Below are 17,841 nucleotides of genomic sequence, written 5' to 3'. Positions count from 1 at the left end.
TCTCCACTTGGTTTGGTTCGCCAACATGCTGCCACAAGGCAACGGTTGGACTTCTCTTACGCATAGTACTTGAGTTTTACCACGGATGAAAAGCCAACAACAGAGCGGATGTAGGCAAATGCAAATATTCATACACTAAGCCGCCAAAAAACAGTCAACCTGACTGAATTATCACCAATTTGGTGACGTTCGAGGCAAGTTGACTGCAATAAACAGCGTAAAACCCGCTTTACGTGTCAGTAATTTTTAACACTTAGCGGTTTAAGCCGTTCAGGTTATGACAGACCCAAACACAAGTACTTCATTTCTAGGTATTCATCGAGTCCCCAGTGTGAGCCCTCACGGCCAAGACCCGATTGCTTCACCCCACCAAAGGGCGCGACCGCGGTCGAAATCAAGCCAGTGTTGATCCCTACCATGCCGTATTCCAGTGCTTCGGCCACACGGTGCACCCGGCTAATGTCTTTGGCATAAAAGTAAGACGCTAACCCAAATTCGGTGTCATTGGCCATGGCGATGGCGTCCGCTTCTTCTTCAAAAGAAAACAGCGGTGCCACGGGGCCGAAGGTCTCTTCTTTGGCTATCCGCATCGCTGGGGTCGCGTATTTAATCACCGCCGGTTGGGTGTAGTTTTCTCCCAGCTCAGGGCACGCGCCACCCAGCTCAATCGCCGCGCCTTTTTGCTTGGCATCGTCCAGGTGGGCATTCACTTTGTCCATTGCTCCCTTATTGATGAGTGGGCCGATGTCCACGCCGTCGTCGGTGCCTTTACCCACCTGCAATTGACTCACCGCCTGGATAAACTTTTCTGCAAAGGCTTCATACACGCCCGATTGCACGTAGATGCGGTTCACACAGACACAGGTTTGCCCTGCGTTACGAAACTTCGCCGCAATGGCCCCTTCAACCGCGGCATCAATATCGGCGTCATTAAACACAATGAAAGGCGCATTGCCGCCCAGCTCCAGCGAGAGCTTTTTAATGGTTGGGGCGCATTTTTCCATCAACTGTGCGCCGATTTCGGTCGAGCCGGTAAACGAGAGCTTACGGACACGTCTGTCAGCACATAAGGTATCACCGATGGGGCCCGACGCCCCGGTCACCACACTGATCACCCCAGCTGGCAGACCGGCTCGTAACGCGAGCTCACCGAGGGCCAGGGCCGATAGCGGCGTGTCACTGGCAGGCTTCACCACCATGGTACAACCCGCCGCCAATGCTGCGGCCGCTTTACGGGTAATCATCGCCGCTGGAAAGTTCCACGGGGTAATCGCCGCGGTCACGCCAATCGGCTGCTTGATCACTGAAATGCGTTTATCCGCTTGCTCCGCGGGAATGGTCGCGCCATACACTCGCTTCGCTTCTTCTGCAAACCACTGTAAAAACGAGGCCGCGTATTGGATCTCGCCCGCGGCTTCTTTTAGCGGCTTGCCTTGCTCAGCCGTCATGATTGCAGCTAAATCATCCTTGTGCTCGAGCATCAGCTCGTACCAGCGATAAAGCACGTCTGCCCGCGCTTTGGCGGTTAAATCTCGCCATTCGGGTAGCGCAGCATCCGCGGCATCAATGGCGCGGCTAGTTTCCTCCGCCCCCATATTAGGTACCGTCGCCAAGTGCTCTCCGTTCGCAGGATTGGTCACTGCGCGGGTTTGTTGGCTGTCGGCATCGACCCACTTCCCATTGATCAGTGCCTGTGTTTTTAAAAGCTCAGGATCCTGCAAATGCATAGTGGCTCCTTATTGGTTGAGGAAAAGATAATCTTTGAGGAAAAAGATGGTCATAGCGTGATAATGGCACCTTGCCAGCTAAGACACAGTACGACAAGATAAGGCGCAATACTGTTAATAATAAGCCAGTAAAGCCATCTTGCCTACGTGATTAGTCAGTGGCGAGCTTGTCAGTGAAGACAATGAGTGACTCGGTTCGTTGCTAATCAGACAGTCACGCTCGGTTTTACAACATAAGGCTTACCTTCAGGTGCAAACACAGCTGGCCTCTCAAACCGATAAAGGATGCTCTATGCGTATTTTTAGCCAGTTCGACAACGGGAATATTCGCGTTGTTAACGATGACGACATCAACAACATTCAACTTGCCATTCACCACGACAATCAGTCTGAGTTTTATCAGTGGTTCCACTTTCGCTTAGAGGCGCAAGTGAATCAGGCTCACACACTGCATATTCAGCAACTGGCAGGCTCGGCCTACCCTGAAGGCTGGAAAGATTATCAGGCGGTCGCCTCTTACGATCGCGATACCTGGTTCCGCGTCCCCACCGAATTTGACGGCGATACACTGACCATTAACGTAACGCCGCAACATGGCTCGATGTATTTCGCCTACTTCGCGCCGTATAGCTATGAGCGCCACCTGGATTTAATTCACCAAGCGCAGACCTATCCACAATGTCAGCTAGAAACCCTCGGCCAAACCTTAGATGGGCGCGATATTAGCCTACTGAAAATTCGCGCTGATTTAGGGGAATCCGTCCAACCGAAAACACCGATTTGGCTGATTGCTCGCCAACACCCAGGCGAAACCATGGCGGAATGGTTTATCGAGGGGCTGCTCGACCGATTGCTTGACGACACCGACACCACTGCCCGTGCGCTGTTGGAAAAGGCCGACGTTTACGTGGTGCCCAATATGAACCCCGACGGCAGCGTGCGCGGCCACTTGCGTACCAATGCGGTGGGCGCCAACTTGAACCGAGAATGGCAAGCCCCTACGCTTGAGCGCAGCCCCGAGGTGTATCATGTTCGTGCGCGTATGGAGCAAACAGGGGTGAAAATGTGCCTCGATATCCACGGTGATGAGGCCATCCCATATAACTTTGTTGCCGGTTGCGAGGGGATCCCTTCTTACGATGCGCGTATGGCGGATTTAGAGGACAGGTTTAAGCGTGCCCTGCTCACCGTGACGCCAGAATTCCAAGACGAGCACGGCTATGACAAAGACGCACCTGGCAAGGCCAATCTGACCGTGGGCTCAAACTGGATTGGTGAGCGCTTTAAATGCTTGTCGTACACAGTTGAAATGCCATTTAAAGATCATAACGACCAACCGGACCCGGATTTTGGTTGGTCACCTGCGCGCAGCCAAGCCTTCGGTCGCGATATGCTCAGTGCCATCCTCAATGTGGTGGATGCACTCTAGCGCGCACTGAATCAATAACACCTCATGAAAGCCGGTGCCGTGTCATCGGCTTTTTCTATTTGAGTGATTGATAAATTCAACTTGGGCGAGCGACGTCACCCGCTTATATTAGACACAAATAATTCAACGAGGAAACCCAATGACAACCTTGACCTCACGCTGCCCTCACTGCCAAGCCATGAACCGTATTCCAAGCGAGCGGGTGAATGACGCGCCCAAATGCGGCAAGTGTCAGTCTGATGTGCTGGACGGTAAACCGATTGAGGGCACCAGCGAAAACTTTAACGCGTTGCTAAATAGCGATGTGCCTGTCGTGGTCGATTTTTGGGCCCCGTGGTGTGGCCCATGCCAAAGCTTCGCGCCTGCCTTTGCAGCAGTGGCCGAGCAAGAAGAAGGCCGCGCACGTTTTGTTAAAATCGATACCGAAGCGCAGCAAGCATTGGCGGCGCAATATCGAATTCGTAGCATTCCGACGCTAATGGTATTTAAAAACGGCGAGCGCGTTGACGTACTCAACGGTGCCCTGCCACAAAATGCCTTTAGCGACTGGTTGAGCCAGCACCTTAGCTAATCGCTATTCGCTATCCGCTAACCGCTAACCACTATTTCACATTAATAGCGCGGCGCTACACTTTTAGCGCCGCGCCTTGTTTTACCGCGCGGATCGCCACATTGGTATTGATGTCTTTGACCATCGCCAAGGTTTGTAGCTGGCGCATAAAGGCTTCATAGTGCGGTAAATCTCGCGTCACCACTTCCAATAAATAGTCATAAGTACCTGAGATCACGTGGCCGTTGATGACTTCATCCATTTCCACCAATGCGTGCTCGAAGGTAACAATCGCCTCTTCTCGGTGATTGCTCAAACTCACGTTGACAAAAAAGGTCATGTTAAGCCCAATTCGCTGGCGATCGAGCGTAACCTGATAGGACGCTATCACCCCATCGGCTTCCAGCTTTTTGATTCGTCTTGCACAAGGCGAAAACGACAACCCAACGGCATCAGCGATTTCCGCCGTGGTGCGGCGCGCATCGTCTTGTAACAGCGCCAGAATGGCTTTGTCTTTACTGTCCAAACCCTCTCCTTGGTAATTTTAATCAATTATTCACTAATAGCCGATGATAACCACCAATAGAGGATGAAACTACCCATTAATTTGCCACCAATCCCTCCCTTGACGCTGCCACACTAACTGCATCCATTATCAAGGAAGTGATCAACCATGCCTGCCACCTCTCAACGTTTATTAGGCCTCGCCGCCATGCTTGTCACCGTGACCATTTGGGCGAGCCTGTTTATCTCCTTGCGTCAGGCCAGCCAGTCGGTGTTAACCAGTGGCGATATTGCCCTACTGCGCTTTTTGCCTGCGGCCCTGCTATTTGGTTGGCTGAGCCGTCATCGTGTGCGCCATATTTTTGCCGTGCCCAAACGTTATCTGTTTGCGATTGCCTTCGGGGCGGGTTTACCGTTTTATCTGCTCGCCGCCACAGGTATGCAGTTTGCCCCTGTCGCCGATGGCGCCTCGTTAATTCCTGGGATCTTGCCACTGTTTGTCTCCGCCATTGCTTGGAGCGTTTATGGCGAGTCGCTCTCGGTGGGACGACGATTAGGGATTGGATTGATCGTGATCGGCATTGGCGCATTTTTGTGGCATTCGCTGTTCTTCTCACCGTGGAGCGTCACCCAAGGCCATTTGATTTTGCTCGCAGCCAGCATCAGTTGGGCGTGGTTTACCATTGGCGTACGTGTCACGGGCTTAAATGCCGCAGAAGCCGGAGCGGTATTAGCGATGTCAGCCGTCTTGCTGCTGCCCGTAGGCGCGATGAGCGGGCTTATCTCATTTAATCTGCTTCAAGCGCCTTTCGGTGAGCTGGGCTACCATGTACTGGCGCAAGGCTTGGGCGTGGGGATCATTGCCAATTACAGCTATGCGTTTGCGATTCGCCGTTTGGGCGCAGAAATGAGTGCCGCAATAGGCGCATTCACGCCTGTGGTGGCGGCGCTGATCGCGATCCCCGTCTTCTCAGAAACCGTCAGTGCGCTTACCGTGGTAGCGATGGCGTTGATTGTATTGGGTGCGGTGCTCGCCAGTGAGGGGATAAAGTGGCGTCGCACACAAACAAAAAGCGGCCCGCAGGCCGCTTAATCGATGACTCGGCGTAAACGCTATCCGATTATAGATAGTCGCCACGACGCAAGGCATCGATACGTTTTTCTAGCGGTGGGTGAGTCATAAATAGCTCACTCAGCGTTTTCTTACCGTTGATGCCAAATGCCATCATTGAGCCTTCTAGTTTCGGCTCGTGGCTGACTTTCAAACGCTCCAGCGCAGCAATCATTTTCTGCTTGCCTACCAGCTGCGCCGAGCCTGCATCCGCGCGGAACTCGCGATGACGGCTAAACCACATGGTCAGGATGCTGGCCAGGATACCAAACACGATTTCTAGCACTGACGAGACGAGGAAATACATCATCCAGTTGCCGCCACCTTCGCCTTCTTCGTCACTGTTCATGCCACTCACCGCACCGGCGATAACGCGGGCAATAAAGATCACGAAGGTGTTCACTACCCCTTGCATCAAGGTCATGGTGACCATGTCGCCATTGGCAATGTGGCTGATTTCGTGCGCCAGCACGGCTTCGGCCTCATCACGGGTCATGTTTTGCAGCAGGCCACTTGATACCGCCACCACAGAGTCGTTGCGTTTCGCCCCCGTCGCAAAGGCGTTGATGTCAGGCGAGTTATATACCGCCACGGTTGGCATACCAATGCCAGCGCGCTGCGCCTGTTGACTGACAGTATTCATTAGCCAGTGCTCGGTTTCATTGCGTGGATGCTCAATCACTTGCGCCCCCACCGAGCGCAATGCCATTGATTTTGACATCAGCAACGATATAAACGAGCCGCCAAAACCAAATACCGCTGCCAGTACCAGCAACCCAGATAAGCTCCCCGGTTGCATGCCTGTCACGGCATAAATGATATTCAGCACAATGCTAAATACGACCAGTACCGCAAGGTTGGTAGCGAGAAATAATCCTAAGCGTTTCATGGTGTGTCTCCGTCGCTTAAACCCAGTGTTTAGCGCTTATTTGTTGTAATGATAAAAATAGTATGGGCATTAATGATAAAAACAATCCTTTGATGCAATTTGTTACGAATAAATCCCAGTCGTCGCTTGTGGCGCCCGTACCATCCAGCTCTCTGCACCGACCAGTTAGTGTGGCACGTTATTTCGATCTGATCTAAACAAATTGTGATATCGCGCAACTCTTAATTTTTAACAATCCATTCAAACATTTAACAAGCATCGAGGCAGAAAAGCCCAATAAAAAAGACAAAAACAACCCAATATAGACTTTGGTCGAGTTGTCATCGCGGTTTACTCAGGCTAATTTATGCGCAGCTGTTTAAAACTATGACGCTGATGCACTGCGTAAGACAATAAAGTAATGGGCAGTCGGCGGTCATATCAACCATTAAGTTTATAACCACCCAGTGTGGACAACCTAACCTTAACAACGCAACGCGTTATCAATGGAGTGAGACCATGGCAGAGCAAGAAAACTACCGAGTCGCTATCGACATCTTAACCTGTCATCTCGGCATGAGCTTCGATGAAGCCTGCTCAGAGCTTGGGTTAGCGTCGGATGACGCGACAGCGGCGCGCCAAATGGCCGAGGTTCAGCAAAGCCTAATGGGTGTTCGAGACGACCAGAAGTAATTGTCTACCCGCATTGACTACCTGAATAGACAAAAAGCCAGCACAGCGCTGGCTTTTTTGATCGCTACATTCTCGCAATATGTTTACAACGGCTCAATATCTAAATGGCTCGCGCATTGTGCTGGCGAGGCATCGGCAGCAAACGGCAAGTGCCCCAGACAGGGTGCATCTAAATGCGCATCAAGATAACGCACCATTTCGTCACTGTTCTGCGCCTTGGGATCAACGGCGTTTGCCACCCATCCGGCTAACCTAAGCCCGCGTGCGCGAATGGCCTCTGCGGTGAGTAAAGCATGGTTTAAACAGCCAAGTTTAATCCCCACCACCATGATCACTGGCAGTTGGTGGGCAACCACCCAATCGGCCAGCGTTTCAGTCTCACTGAGTGGCACTTGCCAGCCTCCAGCCCCTTCGACCAATACCGGACTAGCCTGCTGTTTTAAATGCGAGAGCCCATCGCTCAGCACCTGGGTGTCGATGGGCTTGTTGGCTAACACCGCCGCCCAGTGCGGCGAGCACGGCGTTTCTAACAACACTGGATTGATAGCGGCATACGGCAATGCGATCGCACTGGCGCGCTGTAAAGTGACAGCGTCACTATTTAGTTGGTGATCAGGCGCTAAATCGGCACCAGCAGCGACAGGCTTGTAGCCCACCGCTTGATAACCTTGTTTGATAAAAGCGTGCAACAGCGCCGCCGTGGTATAGGTTTTCCCCACTTCCGTGTCGGTGCCGGTAATAAAATAACTGTCATGCATGGTGGTTAATCACTATGTAGCCAATCTGATAGGTCGCCGGTAAGGTGTTGGCGGCGAGTGCAAAACGCTGATACGCCTTTTCTACCGCGCTAAACTGCGCTCTTGTCGCCAGCCCTTGTTGCCCCGCACCTTGGGGGCGATAAGTGGCGCCAATGCCTTTTAAGCTTTTCATCACCGCATGGGCATTAGCAAAGGTGAGCTGTTCGCTTTCTTGCAACACGGTTGCGTGCCTAAGCCCGGCGCGTTGGGTCGCCTGTTGTAATCCAGATAACGTGATAAAGCGGTTCACCCGTGACGTGCCGCATGCTTGTTGCCACGCGCTGTCGAGTTCACACAGTGATCCGGTGAGCAGTGTCGAAACAAGGATTTTCCCGCCGGGTTTAACAACCCGACGCAGCTCCGCCAATGGCACATGCAAATCGTCACACCATTGCAGCGCTAACGAGCTAAAGGCCAGATCGACACTGTTATCGGCCAGCGGCAAATGCTCCGCATCAGCTTGTACGCCTAGCATGGCATCGCCGCAGCGCGCTTTTGCCGTCGCAAGCATAGGGGCGCTGAGATCCAGTCCAATCACTGTCTTGGCGTGAGTCATCCACTGCTGAGTGAAATAGCCGGTGCCACAGCCGACATCTAAGACGGTGCCATGTCGGATAGCCTTCTGCTCTGACTCAGCCAATGCCATCAACCGATGGCCGACACGGCGCTGCAGCGTTGCACTGTCATCATAATGGGGCGCGGCTCGGCCAAACGCTCTGGCAATCGCTTGTTTATCGGCGACGGTCATGCTGTCACCCCACACGCTTTGTGGCTCGCTAATACCGGCTTAAGTGCCTCGATCAGTGCGGTGATATCTGTTTTTTGATGCTGTGCCGACAAGCTGATCCGCAGACGTGCAGTGTTGGCAGGTACAGTCGGTGGCCGAATTGCTCCCACCCGAATGTGCGCCTTCATCAAAGCCTGATTTACCTGCTGTAACGCTGCCAAATCGCCGATAATCAGCGGCTTGATCGGGCTAGGCGTCGCGAGCAGTTGCGGGAAGGGCTGCCTATTACCAGCGGGCGGTTCGAAAGCAGACGTCGTCTCTAACCAGTCGTGGAGGCCTTGCGCTAGCTGTTCAGCATGAGCGCTGAGTGTTTCTCGTCGCCAGTGCTCTGTTCGTACCAGCCTAATCGCATCTTCAATGAGTGCCGCTTGCGCAGGTGGCATGGCGGTCGAATACACATAATGGCGCGCAAACTGACGCAAATAATCAATAATGGTGGGAGAAGCCAGCACTGCCGCCCCAGCGATGCCCAGGGCTTTTCCAAATGTCACGATTAAAATATCCGGCCGTGCGCCACGACTGATACTGCCCTCACCTTCTTGCCCTAACACGCCAATCCCATGCGCATCATCCAGTACCCAGAGCGCCCCCGATTGGTTGGCAATCGCGGCAAGGCTTTCGGTTGGCGATACATCACCATCCATGCTGAATACCCCTTCCGAGACAATCAGCGATGCGGAAGGCTGGATTTGCTTTGCGAGCAGTTGGCGAAGGTGTGCCATGTCGTTATGACGAAAACGGCGCTGTTTGGCAGGGCTCAATACGCCAGCCTCCATCAAGGAGGCATGGTTGAGTTTGTCTTGAAACAAGACATCGTCTTTACCTAGCAGCGTAAAGAGCAAGGCTTGGTTGGCGGCAAAACCACTGTTAAACAATATCGCTTGCGGGTAACCGAGCCAGTCACACAGCTGATCACAAAGGGATTGATGCGCCGCGGTAAAACCAGATACCACCGGCGAGGCCGTTGCACCCACACCCCAGCGTTCAAGGTGCTGCTGCGCCCTTTTCACCAGTCGCGGGTCTTGCGCAAGGCCCAAGTAATCATTTCCCGCAAAGTTGCGCCATGACTCGGCGACGGCATTGTCACCACTTTGCCGCCATAAGCCTTGTTGCTGGCGTGCGGCCAGCTCGCCTTGGTAACGACGGGTCAGCGCTGATGTTGTATCAGTCATGGGGACTTAGACACTGGCGTCGTAGAACAAATCGCCCTCTTGCGGGCGCGCTGCCACTCGCTCGGCCACTTGCTCAAGTAAGTCGTGCTCAGTGACTTGATCGGGTTTTTGGCTGACCGCTTCGCGATTAATACCCAGCTTTTTAAATAGCTGCATATCCGCGTCTTCATCCGGGTTTGGTGTGGTCAACAGCTTGCAGCCGTAGAATATCGAGTTGGCGCCAGCCATAAAGCACAAGGTTTGCATTTGCTCGTTCATGTCTTCGCGGCCGGCAGACAGCCGCACTGCTGACTTGGGCATCATGATCCGCGCCACCGCAATAATGCGGACGAAATCGAACGGGTCGACGTCATCGACGTTCTCAAGCGGTGTGCCTTTCACTTTGACCAGCATGTTGATCGGCACGCTTTCTGGGTGAGCCGGCATGTTGGCGAGTTCAACCAGCAAACCAGCGCGATCGCGAGCACTTTCGCCCAGCCCAATAATGCCGCCGGAACACACCTTCATCCCCGCGTCTCGCACATTAGATAAGGTATCGAGGCGTTCTTGATACGTCCGCGTGGTAATAATATTGCCGTAAAACTCAGGTGAGGTATCGAGATTGTGATTGTAGTAATCCAAACCCGCCTCGGACAAGGTCTTGGCTTGCTCCGCATCCAACATGCCCAGAGTCATACAGGTTTCCAACCCTAATCCTTTGACGCCTTGGATCATATCGAGCAAATACGGCATATCGCGTTGCTTGGGGTTTTTCCACGCCGCCCCCATGCAAAAGCGCGTCGCGCCTGAAGCTTTGGCTTTTTCTGCCGCTTCGAGCACGCGTTCCACTTCCATTAACCGCTCTTTCTCAACATCGGTGCGGTACCGCGCACTTTGCGGACAATACTTGCAATCTTCTGGACACGCGCCGGTTTTGATCGATAACAGTGTGCTGACTTGCACTTGGTTAGCAGGATGATATTCACGATGCACTTGCTGCGCTTCAAACAGCAAATCCATAAAGGGTTTATCGAACAATGCTTGCACTTCCTGTGCGGTCCAGTTGTGTCTTATTTCCACGCGGTTTTCCCCGTTGTTGTCGTTTTAATGCTTGGCTAGTCTACCCACAGACGTTACCCTGTCAACACAACAAGATTATACTGGTTTACATCTGATTTATTTATGAGCACAGACACCCATTTTGACCGTGAGCATATCTGGCATCCCTACACCTCAACGCTCGACCCTTTGCCTTGCTTGCCCGTCTCACACGCAAGCGGCGCCGAGCTACACCTTGAAGATGGCACTGTTCTGATTGATGGCATGTCATCGTGGTGGGCAGCCATTCACGGCTACAACCACCCTGCTTTGAACGCCGCAGCGCATCAGCAAATCGATAAAATGTCGCATGTGATGTTTGGCGGTCTTACCCACCAGCCTGCGGTATCGCTTTGTGAGCGCTTGGTCGCGCATTCACCCGCCCCGCTCACGCAAGTGTTTTTGGCCGATTCAGGATCGGTATCAGTAGAAGTCGCGCTTAAAATGGCGATGCAATATTGGCAGGGACGCGGCGAATCGCGCGCACAGTTTTTGACCTTGCGTCATGGCTATCATGGCGACACGTTCGCCGCCATGTCGGTGACGGACCCTGATAATTCGATGCACAAACTCTACAAAGGATTTCTGCCTCAGCATCATTTTGTGCCTTCCCCACAAAGCCGTTTTGACGGTGAGTGGAACCCTGACGACATACAGCCTATGCGCGAAGCACTCGCCGCCCATCACGGCCAACTGGCTGCCGTGATCTTAGAGCCCATCGTGCAAGGCGCAGGCGGTATGCGCTTTTATCACCCTGAATACCTGCGTCAAGTGCGCGCTCTGTGCGATGAGTTTGATGTGCTGCTGACTGTGGATGAAATTGCGACTGGCTTTGGCCGAACAGGAAAACTATTTGCCTGCGACCACGCAGGGATCAGCCCAGATATACTCTGCGTCGGCAAGGCACTGACCGGTGGATACATGACCTTGGCCGCCACGCTCACCACCCGCCATGTGGCCGATACGGTTTGTAGCGGTGATGCAGGCTGTTTTATGCACGGCCCCACCTTTATGGGCAATCCACTCGCCTGTGCCGTGGCCTGCGCCAGCATTGATACCTTGCTGGAAAGTGACTGGCCGCAGACCGTCACGCACATCGAGAAGCAGCTAAAAACCGGCTTAGCGCCTGCTCGTGCCCTCGAGTGTGTGGCGGACGTGCGTGTGCTTGGCGCAATTGGCGTGATAGAGCTGACCGACCCGGTGAGCCTGGCCGATATTCAGCCCTTAATGACCGCCCAAGGCATTTGGGTTCGCCCCTTCGGCAAACTGGTGTATGTGATGCCACCCTATTGCATCCGCGACGACCAACTCCACCAACTCACCCAAGGCATGATTACCGCAATTAAGCAGTTTTTTGGTGAGTAGAGAGTCGATGACGCACACACCGCCCCGTTGAGTAAGGGGCGGTGTTTTTCTTTTTGGGAAAGCGAGCAGTGCGGCTTTGTGCGTTACTCGTAGAGGTACCTTTCTTCCGGTTTGTCGGATGAGTAAGCGACCAATTCCCACTCAAAGCCGGCTTTATCATAGAAATACATCCGCTTGCGGTGGGTTTCGTGCGCCATTGATCCATTGGGCTGATACCCTTTTTCAAGTAGGCGCTCGCGGATGGTATCGATATCATCAATGATCAGACCAATATGATTCACACCTTGAGATTTATAGGTACTGCGTGGCTGTATGCTGGGCTCTGAACTTGGGTTGGGCTCTTGCAGCGCAAAATAGCAGTGCTCATTGCCCACATGCACCCAACGATATCCTTTTGGCGACTGGGCATCTTGGCGAACTTTAAAATCGGGGACAGCCACCGCCAAAAACGCTAACGCCGCATCCATGTCCACCACAGTAATATTGACGTGTTCGATTGTTGTCATCATTCATTCCCTTTATCCGTGCTATCGAAAACTGAGCTTGGAAAGCTAAACATCGAAGGCAAGGATAAAACCTCAAGATAACTTGAGGTCAACGAACGAAAACAACATCAGTCGTCTGGGGGAACACTTAAGTCATGCTGCGGTGTAGGTATAGATCCAGTCGTCGTAAAACACTCCGCCGATAGAGAAGGCATCGGGGTCAATACGGCTGAGTTGAAACCCCACCTTTTCTAGCACGCGCGCAGAGGAAAGATTACCGGCGGTTACCGTCGCGTTGATGATTCGCGCATCACCATGATGGATGGCAAAATCGGTGACGGCCTGCAAAGACTCTGTCCCATAGCCACGCCCGTGATAAGGCGGCAACAGTAAATAGCCGACTTCAGCGACACCCTGCTCAAGTAAAAAGCCGGTGACGCCGATTGGCGTTTGTGTCGCCGTCTCTACAATCACCAAACACAACCAGTGCTTAGCGTCAGGGGACCACGGCGTGAGCCGTTGCTCAAATCGGGTTTCAATCTCATCCAGTGGCATCGGGTCAAAACATTGCGCAATCACGGCATTGTCTGTGTGTAGGCGGTGGAACAGCGGCCAGTCCGCTTTGACCATTGGCCGCATGCTCAGGCGTGGGGTTGTCAGCGGAAACAGGCCCGTTTCCAATGTTGTATTTGTCATGATGCCTCACTCGGGGTACTGGCGACGTTGACTTTCGGTGCCGCAAAACCGCGGAAGATATTGTGCACGGAGAGCAGCGCGCACACACCCACTACCACACCAAGGTGCCATGCTTCGCTAACGCCCAAGCTCAATAGCGCCATACTCATCAACGCAGAAATAATCATCTGTCCACCACCGGAGAGCGCAGCGACGGTGCCGGCTTGATTAGAGTAAGGTTGCATCACCTGCGATTGGGCGCACGGCAGCGCAATCCCGTTGCCAAACACCATAAAGAACTGCCCAATCATCAGCAGTAACGGGTCCATCGGGGTGAGCCATAACCAAACCGCAGAAATGAGCTGCATCACGGGTGCCATCAACAGCATGCGCTTGGTGCCTAAACGCGGACGAATACGCGAAACTAGCGCACTCCCCAACAATAAGCCACATGTCGGAATAAGCGCCCACAGCGCATATTGATCCGAGGTCATACCGATGCGCTCTTGCATTAAAAATGGCATCAGCGACACCGTGGTGATCACCAAGGTAAAATTCACCCAGCTAATACTGGCGAAATAGAGAAAATACGGTGTTTTTAACAATGCACCATAACGGCCGAGAATCACCTTCACATTGGGCAACGGTGAACGAGTATGCATGCTTTCTTTAAACAGGAAAAACAGTACGCACCACACCAAGCTGGTGTACACCATCAGCAAAATAAAGATCGCCAGCCAGCCTAGATTGTGGTTAACGAACCCACCAATAACGGGCGCCACAATCGGGGTCAACGACGCCACCATAATCAAATATGACATGGCTTGCGGTAGTTGATCCCCAGAATACGAGTCACGGGTAAAGGCACGCGAAAGCACGGCACAGCAGCCGGTCCCCATTCCTTGGATGCAGCGGCCAATGACTAGGCCAGTGAAGCTGGCGCTAAAACTCACCATCACGGTTAAGCCAATCAGTGAAAGCAACACACCGGCTAACAACACGCGGCGACGGCCAAGCGCATCTGAGATAGGCCCATAGATAAACTGTGATGGTCCAAAGCCAAGTAGATAGGCAGAGATTAGCAGTTGGACATTGTCCATACTGAGGTTGAAATCTCGGGCGATCCAGGGCAAAGACGGAAATACTAAGCCCATGCTGAATTGCCCAATGCTGACGGTCAGGCATGCCAGCAATACGGGCGACCAATTAAATGGGCGACTAGCCGATTGCATCCAGTTTCCTATGCGTTTTATTGATGTGGGGAGGTAGACGTCGCGATCCTAGCACATTGTGGATCACCGATAGATCACTATGGTAACAGTAATAACTGTATGAGTGGTAAACAAATAGTGACGTTTGGCCATCGGCCAGCGTTGCACTGGCCGATTTCACTGGGTGACAATAAATTAAAACGCAGGCTCTATGGTGCCATTAAAGGTATCTTGCAAAAACTGACGTGTTTTGTCGGACTGGAATAACGCGAGTAATCGCTGATACGTCGGGTTATCTTGATCGTCTTTGCGTGCGGCCACCACCATAACGGCGAGAGGCGCATCTTTAGATTCCAAGAAAATGCCCTGCTCGCTTGGATCGAGCCCTGATGACATCACATAATTCATGGTAATCGCCGCGGCATCGACATCTTGCAAACTGCGAGGCAGCTGTGCCGCTTCTACTTCCACAAATTCGAGCTGTTTAGGGTTGGATTGAACATCTTGCAGCGTGGCTTTAAAGCCAACATTGTCAGCCAACGTAATCAATCCTGCGTCTTCCAGCAATAACAGCGCGCGACCCGCATTTGTGGGATCATTGGGGATCGCAATTTGTGCGCCATTCGCTAACGCCTCGACCTTGTCGACTTTGTCAGAATAAATCCCCATCCGCATTAAGATTGAGCGACCAATCGCTACCAACTCGCTATCGTGGTTTTGGTTGAAATTGTCGAGAAACGGCTGATGCTGATAACTGTTTAAATCCAAACTACCATCCGCTAACCCTGCATTAGGCGAGATGTAATCAGAGAACTCTACGACTTCAACATCAATCCCTTCTTCTTTCGCTTGCTCAGCCACCGATTCAACCACTTGCGCGTGGGGACCGACCGTTGCGCCAATTTTAATGGTTTCAGTTTGGTCGGAACACCCTGAGAGGAATACCGCCGCGAGAAGTATCGCGAGACTTGCGCTGAGTTGTTTTATCTTCATTCCCTTTACCTTGCTAATTGGCCATTTAGACATCTAGAATGCCACATGGGTGATTAATGTCAATACGATTAGCTTGATACAAGGGCCGGCTTGATCGCATCCATTGCCCTACGCGTAATGGAAGGCATGTTAAATCGATAGAAGGAGGCATGAGTATGACTAAGCTGTTTCCTTTGCCCCTGTTTTTGTTGCCGGGAGGCAGAGCCAAACTGCGCATTTTTGAACCTCGTTATTTACGCCTCGTCCGTGAGTGCTCAGCGAATCAAGAAGGATTTGTGCTGGCAATGATGCAGGGAAAGCGTCTGTACAAGTACGGCACCTTAGTCGACATCGTCGATTTCGAAACACTGCCCGACGGCTTGCTGGGGATCACGATTGCTGGTCGCCAGCGGGTAGAAATTATGTCGACGGACCAAGAAGCGGACAAACTTTGGGTAGGCGATGTGCGCGCACTCAATGATTGGCCTCATGATGAGCATTTGGGTGAGGCGCAAGCCGACGACAAAGCGCGTATCGCCACAGGGCTCAAACACGTCTTTGCCGCTCACCCTGAACACGCAGAACAATATGAAGCGCCTCATTTCGAAGATTTAACCTGGAGCTGTCAGCGCTGGCTCGAAATTTTGCCGCTTTCTAATGCGCAAAAACAATGGTTTATTGCTCAAGAGTCAGCAGAAGAAGCGAAACAATTTATCAGTCAGCTGCTCGAAGAGGAAGTCGAGTGATCCAATCACTGCTACCCACGTACTGGTAGCCAAATGGACGGCTACGACAGATAGGACTCAACTATGACTGCGCCACAAACCATGTATACTGAGACCACCATTTCCAGACGGGACACGCGTGCCAACATGACTGACGTGACGAAGGAAGAGTTGTCTGCATTATTATTGAAAGTCTCGGAAGACCGTGACCGTGTTGCTTTCGAGCGCCTGTTTCGGTTTTTTGGCCCTAAGATTCGCTCTTACGGCTCCAAGCATCTCCGTGCTGACGGGCAAGCGATGGAGCTTGTGCAGGAAACCATGTTGGTTGTGTGGCGAAAAGCGCATTTGTACAACGCCGATAAAGGCGCAGCGACGACGTGGGTCTTTACCATCATGCGTAACATTAGCTTCGATATGTTGCGTAAGGTGCAATCGAACCGGGAAGACAACTTCAGTGATGATATTTGGCCCGTGCTCGAATCTGGCCAGCAAGACAATGAGTCGGATGCTGGTGCGCAATATATGATGGATCAAGAGTTGCTGTCGTTCATTGATGAGTTACCCGACGTGCAACAACAAGTGGTGAGAGGCGTATATCTGAAACAACTTACTCACCAAGAGTTGTCAGAACAGTTAAACGTGCCGTTGGGCACCGTAAAATCCCGATTGCGTTTAGGTCTGGAAAAGCTCCGCAATCACCTGGAGGTTAAACAATGATTAAATATCACCCATCGACCGACTTACTTGACGCGTTTGCCGCTGGCAAACTGCCCACCTCGATGGCGATTGCGTTGTCAGCACATGTTGAGCTCTGCCAGGAATGCCAGGCATATGTCGCCGCTGCAGAAGCCTCGCTTGCAGATTCAGCGTTCGACGAGGAAGAAATAACCGTTGCTGATTGGGATTATGCGGCTGAAGACGAAATGCTTGCTGCCATTTTCGAAGATGCGGCGGCCAATGATGGTGCCGTCGATGCGCAAACACCAGTCCGTGCAATACAAATAAGTGTGAGTAACAAAACCTACACGTTGCCACGCGCGCTACAGCGCTTTAGCGACTCTAACTGGTCATCATTTGGCAAAGTTCAGCGCGCCCGGTTGAACCTTGATGAAGGGGCAACACGTGCCAGTTTCCTCCATATTGATGAAGGCGGCTCGGTGCCTGCGCACACGCACAAAGGCTATGAGTTAACCCTTTTGCTTGATGGTACGTTCGAGGACGAAAGTGGCGAATACGTACCGGGTGATTTTATTTTGCTCGATAGTCGCCATCATCATACGCCATTCACCAAACAAGGGTGTTTGTGCTACACGGTGGCCGATGCACCGCTTTATTTCACCAAAGGTGTGAGCAAATTACTCAATACCGTGGGACATGCGATTTACTAAAAAATTCTGTGTTAGTTGTTATCCTTCTGGCGGCTGCGAAGCCGCCTTTTTTTATGCTAAAGAGGCAACGGAATGCGTGCTTTTGCTCGGCGATGCTCTCCATTATCGCCATTAATCTCGTGGCGGTAACAGAATAATTACACCTGGTAAACCTTTACTTAATGACAACTCTCCGGCTCAGTCCTACATAACTAGTGCAAAGTAGTAATTTTCCCTTTACATCGGGTGAATCAAACTGGTTTAATTCGTCACTTCTAACGATTCATTAACAGCCATTGATAATAAACACAGTGAAGTGAGAGTCA

The 17,841-nt window shown here is 52.2% G+C and carries 19 protein-coding genes; 8 read left to right on the top strand and 11 right to left on the bottom strand.

The features are described from left to right. Positions 1-275 precede the first annotated feature (275 nt). The gene (locus BZG72_RS14340; RefSeq protein WP_077607120.1) at positions 276-1,727 is read right to left on the bottom strand and encodes an NAD-dependent succinate-semialdehyde dehydrogenase; all 1,452 of its coding nucleotides are present in this window, start codon (positions 1,725-1,727) and stop codon (positions 276-278) included. Between the two features lie 292 nt (positions 1,728-2,019). Between BZG72_RS14340 and BZG72_RS14335 the strand changes: the two genes are divergently transcribed. Continuing rightward, a complete protein-coding gene (locus tag BZG72_RS14335) occupies positions 2,020-3,156 on the top strand; it encodes a M14 family metallopeptidase (protein WP_077667105.1) in 1,137 nt (378 codons plus the stop codon). A 139-nt stretch (positions 3,157-3,295) separates the two neighbouring features. Next, positions 3,296-3,727 carry a thioredoxin TrxC gene (gene trxC / locus BZG72_RS14330; RefSeq protein WP_077607121.1) on the top strand — a complete coding sequence of 144 codons (432 nt, stop codon included), beginning with the start codon at positions 3,296-3,298 and terminating at the stop codon, positions 3,725-3,727. A gap of 55 nt (positions 3,728-3,782) precedes the next feature. Here the strand turns inward: trxC and BZG72_RS14325 are convergent, their stop codons facing one another. Further along, on the bottom strand, positions 3,783-4,232 hold the full coding sequence (locus BZG72_RS14325) for an Lrp/AsnC family transcriptional regulator (protein WP_074212533.1): 450 nt from the start codon (positions 4,230-4,232) through the stop codon (positions 3,783-3,785). 147 nt (positions 4,233-4,379) lie between these two features. Between BZG72_RS14325 and BZG72_RS14320 the strand changes: the two genes are divergently transcribed. Continuing rightward, the gene (locus BZG72_RS14320) at positions 4,380-5,303 is read left to right on the top strand and encodes a DMT family transporter (protein WP_077667104.1); all 924 of its coding nucleotides are present in this window, start codon (positions 4,380-4,382) and stop codon (positions 5,301-5,303) included. A 28-nt stretch (positions 5,304-5,331) separates the two neighbouring features. On the opposite strand, the gene htpX is transcribed toward BZG72_RS14320, so the two are convergent. After that, positions 5,332-6,210: a protease HtpX gene (gene htpX, locus BZG72_RS14315; RefSeq protein ID WP_046073095.1), complete on the bottom strand. Its 879-nt coding sequence runs from the start codon at positions 6,208-6,210 to the stop codon at positions 5,332-5,334. Positions 6,211-6,708: 498 nt separating this feature from the next. Between htpX and BZG72_RS16340 the strand changes: the two genes are divergently transcribed. Then, complete coding sequence (locus BZG72_RS16340) at positions 6,709-6,882, top strand: hypothetical protein (RefSeq protein WP_046073094.1); 174 nt, start codon at positions 6,709-6,711, stop codon at positions 6,880-6,882. 83 nt (positions 6,883-6,965) lie between these two features. On the opposite strand, the gene bioD is transcribed toward BZG72_RS16340, so the two are convergent. The 4 genes from bioD to bioB are packed head-to-tail and all read right to left on the bottom strand — an operon-like array spanning position 6,966 to position 10,697. After that, positions 6,966-7,640, bottom strand: a complete 675-nt coding sequence (gene bioD, locus BZG72_RS14310; protein WP_077667103.1) for a dethiobiotin synthase — start codon at positions 7,638-7,640, stop codon at positions 6,966-6,968. After that, positions 7,633-8,427, bottom strand: coding sequence for a malonyl-ACP O-methyltransferase BioC (gene bioC, locus BZG72_RS14305; RefSeq protein WP_077667102.1), 795 nt, complete (start codon positions 8,425-8,427; stop codon positions 7,633-7,635). Before bioC ends, bioD begins: the two co-directional genes overlap by 8 nt. After that, complete coding sequence (locus BZG72_RS14300; protein WP_077667101.1) at positions 8,424-9,638, bottom strand: 8-amino-7-oxononanoate synthase; 1,215 nt, start codon at positions 9,636-9,638, stop codon at positions 8,424-8,426. The genes bioC and BZG72_RS14300 overlap by 4 nt, the downstream gene beginning before the upstream one ends. A gap of 6 nt (positions 9,639-9,644) precedes the next feature. Continuing rightward, positions 9,645-10,697 carry a biotin synthase BioB gene (gene bioB / locus BZG72_RS14295; protein WP_077639099.1) on the bottom strand — a complete coding sequence of 351 codons (1,053 nt, stop codon included), beginning with the start codon at positions 10,695-10,697 and terminating at the stop codon, positions 9,645-9,647. Between the two features lie 102 nt (positions 10,698-10,799). On the opposite strand from bioB, the gene bioA reads away from it, so the two are divergent. Next, positions 10,800-12,080 carry an adenosylmethionine--8-amino-7-oxononanoate transaminase gene (gene bioA, locus BZG72_RS14290; RefSeq protein WP_077667100.1) on the top strand — a complete coding sequence of 427 codons (1,281 nt, stop codon included), beginning with the start codon at positions 10,800-10,802 and terminating at the stop codon, positions 12,078-12,080. Between the two features lie 83 nt (positions 12,081-12,163). Here the strand turns inward: bioA and BZG72_RS14285 are convergent, their stop codons facing one another. The 4 genes from BZG72_RS14285 to BZG72_RS14270 all read right to left on the bottom strand — a co-directional run bounded on the left by BZG72_RS14285 (position 12,164) and on the right by BZG72_RS14270 (position 15,444). Next, positions 12,164-12,589: a VOC family protein gene (locus BZG72_RS14285; protein ID WP_241832558.1), complete on the bottom strand. Its 426-nt coding sequence runs from the start codon at positions 12,587-12,589 to the stop codon at positions 12,164-12,166. A 129-nt stretch (positions 12,590-12,718) separates the two neighbouring features. After that, positions 12,719-13,261 carry a GNAT family N-acetyltransferase gene (locus tag BZG72_RS14280; protein ID WP_077667098.1) on the bottom strand — a complete coding sequence of 181 codons (543 nt, stop codon included), beginning with the start codon at positions 13,259-13,261 and terminating at the stop codon, positions 12,719-12,721. Next, positions 13,258-14,472, bottom strand: a complete 1,215-nt coding sequence (locus BZG72_RS14275; RefSeq protein WP_046073087.1) for a multidrug effflux MFS transporter — start codon at positions 14,470-14,472, stop codon at positions 13,258-13,260. Before BZG72_RS14275 ends, BZG72_RS14280 begins: the two co-directional genes overlap by 4 nt. A gap of 174 nt (positions 14,473-14,646) precedes the next feature. Beyond that, on the bottom strand, positions 14,647-15,444 hold the full coding sequence (locus tag BZG72_RS14270; protein ID WP_077579057.1) for a MetQ/NlpA family ABC transporter substrate-binding protein: 798 nt from the start codon (positions 15,442-15,444) through the stop codon (positions 14,647-14,649). Between the two features lie 155 nt (positions 15,445-15,599). Between BZG72_RS14270 and BZG72_RS14265 the strand changes: the two genes are divergently transcribed. The 3 genes from BZG72_RS14265 (at position 15,600) to BZG72_RS14255 (ending at position 17,536) form a co-directional block, all read left to right on the top strand. Further along, positions 15,600-16,169: an LON peptidase substrate-binding domain-containing protein gene (locus BZG72_RS14265; protein WP_108743075.1), complete on the top strand. Its 570-nt coding sequence runs from the start codon at positions 15,600-15,602 to the stop codon at positions 16,167-16,169. Positions 16,170-16,295: 126 nt separating this feature from the next. Then, the gene (locus tag BZG72_RS14260) at positions 16,296-16,865 is read left to right on the top strand and encodes a sigma-70 family RNA polymerase sigma factor (protein ID WP_108743076.1); all 570 of its coding nucleotides are present in this window, start codon (positions 16,296-16,298) and stop codon (positions 16,863-16,865) included. Further along, the gene (locus BZG72_RS14255; RefSeq protein WP_077667096.1) at positions 16,862-17,536 is read left to right on the top strand and encodes a ChrR family anti-sigma-E factor; all 675 of its coding nucleotides are present in this window, start codon (positions 16,862-16,864) and stop codon (positions 17,534-17,536) included. Before BZG72_RS14260 ends, BZG72_RS14255 begins: the two co-directional genes overlap by 4 nt. The last annotated feature ends 305 nt before the right edge of the window (positions 17,537-17,841 follow it).

The organism is Salinivibrio sp. PR6, from assembly GCF_001995955.1.
Taxonomy (GTDB): Bacteria; Pseudomonadota; Gammaproteobacteria; order Enterobacterales; family Vibrionaceae; genus Salinivibrio; species Salinivibrio siamensis.
Note: the sequence above shows the minus strand (reverse complement) of the source record. Positions and strands in the feature narration are given on the sequence as shown.

Excerpts from the sequence above, each read along its gene's own strand:
- BZG72_RS14340 (WP_077607120.1), bottom strand. The coding sequence starts at position 1,727 with ATGCATTTGCAGGATCCTGAGCTTTTAAAAACACAGGCACTGATCAAT.
- BZG72_RS14335 (WP_077667105.1), top strand. The coding sequence starts at position 2,020 with ATGCGTATTTTTAGCCAGTTCGACAACGGGAATATTCGCGTTGTTAAC.
- trxC (WP_077607121.1), top strand. The coding sequence starts at position 3,296 with ATGACAACCTTGACCTCACGCTGCCCTCACTGCCAAGCCATGAACCGT.
- BZG72_RS14320 (WP_077667104.1), top strand. The coding sequence starts at position 4,380 with ATGCCTGCCACCTCTCAACGTTTATTAGGCCTCGCCGCCATGCTTGTC.
- htpX (WP_046073095.1), bottom strand. The coding sequence starts at position 6,210 with ATGAAACGCTTAGGATTATTTCTCGCTACCAACCTTGCGGTACTGGTC.
- BZG72_RS16340 (WP_046073094.1), top strand. The coding sequence starts at position 6,709 with ATGGCAGAGCAAGAAAACTACCGAGTCGCTATCGACATCTTAACCTGT.
- bioD (WP_077667103.1), bottom strand. The coding sequence starts at position 7,640 with ATGCATGACAGTTATTTTATTACCGGCACCGACACGGAAGTGGGGAAA.
- bioC (WP_077667102.1), bottom strand. The coding sequence starts at position 8,427 with ATGACCGTCGCCGATAAACAAGCGATTGCCAGAGCGTTTGGCCGAGCC.
- BZG72_RS14300 (WP_077667101.1), bottom strand. The coding sequence starts at position 9,638 with ATGACTGATACAACATCAGCGCTGACCCGTCGTTACCAAGGCGAGCTG.
- bioA (WP_077667100.1), top strand. The coding sequence starts at position 10,800 with ATGAGCACAGACACCCATTTTGACCGTGAGCATATCTGGCATCCCTAC.
- BZG72_RS14285 (WP_241832558.1), bottom strand. The coding sequence starts at position 12,589 with ATGATGACAACAATCGAACACGTCAATATTACTGTGGTGGACATGGAT.
- BZG72_RS14280 (WP_077667098.1), bottom strand. The coding sequence starts at position 13,261 with ATGACAAATACAACATTGGAAACGGGCCTGTTTCCGCTGACAACCCCA.
- BZG72_RS14275 (WP_046073087.1), bottom strand. The coding sequence starts at position 14,472 with ATGCAATCGGCTAGTCGCCCATTTAATTGGTCGCCCGTATTGCTGGCA.
- BZG72_RS14270 (WP_077579057.1), bottom strand. The coding sequence starts at position 15,444 with ATGAAGATAAAACAACTCAGCGCAAGTCTCGCGATACTTCTCGCGGCG.
- BZG72_RS14265 (WP_108743075.1), top strand. The coding sequence starts at position 15,600 with ATGACTAAGCTGTTTCCTTTGCCCCTGTTTTTGTTGCCGGGAGGCAGA.
- BZG72_RS14260 (WP_108743076.1), top strand. The coding sequence starts at position 16,296 with ATGACTGACGTGACGAAGGAAGAGTTGTCTGCATTATTATTGAAAGTC.
- BZG72_RS14255 (WP_077667096.1), top strand. The coding sequence starts at position 16,862 with ATGATTAAATATCACCCATCGACCGACTTACTTGACGCGTTTGCCGCT.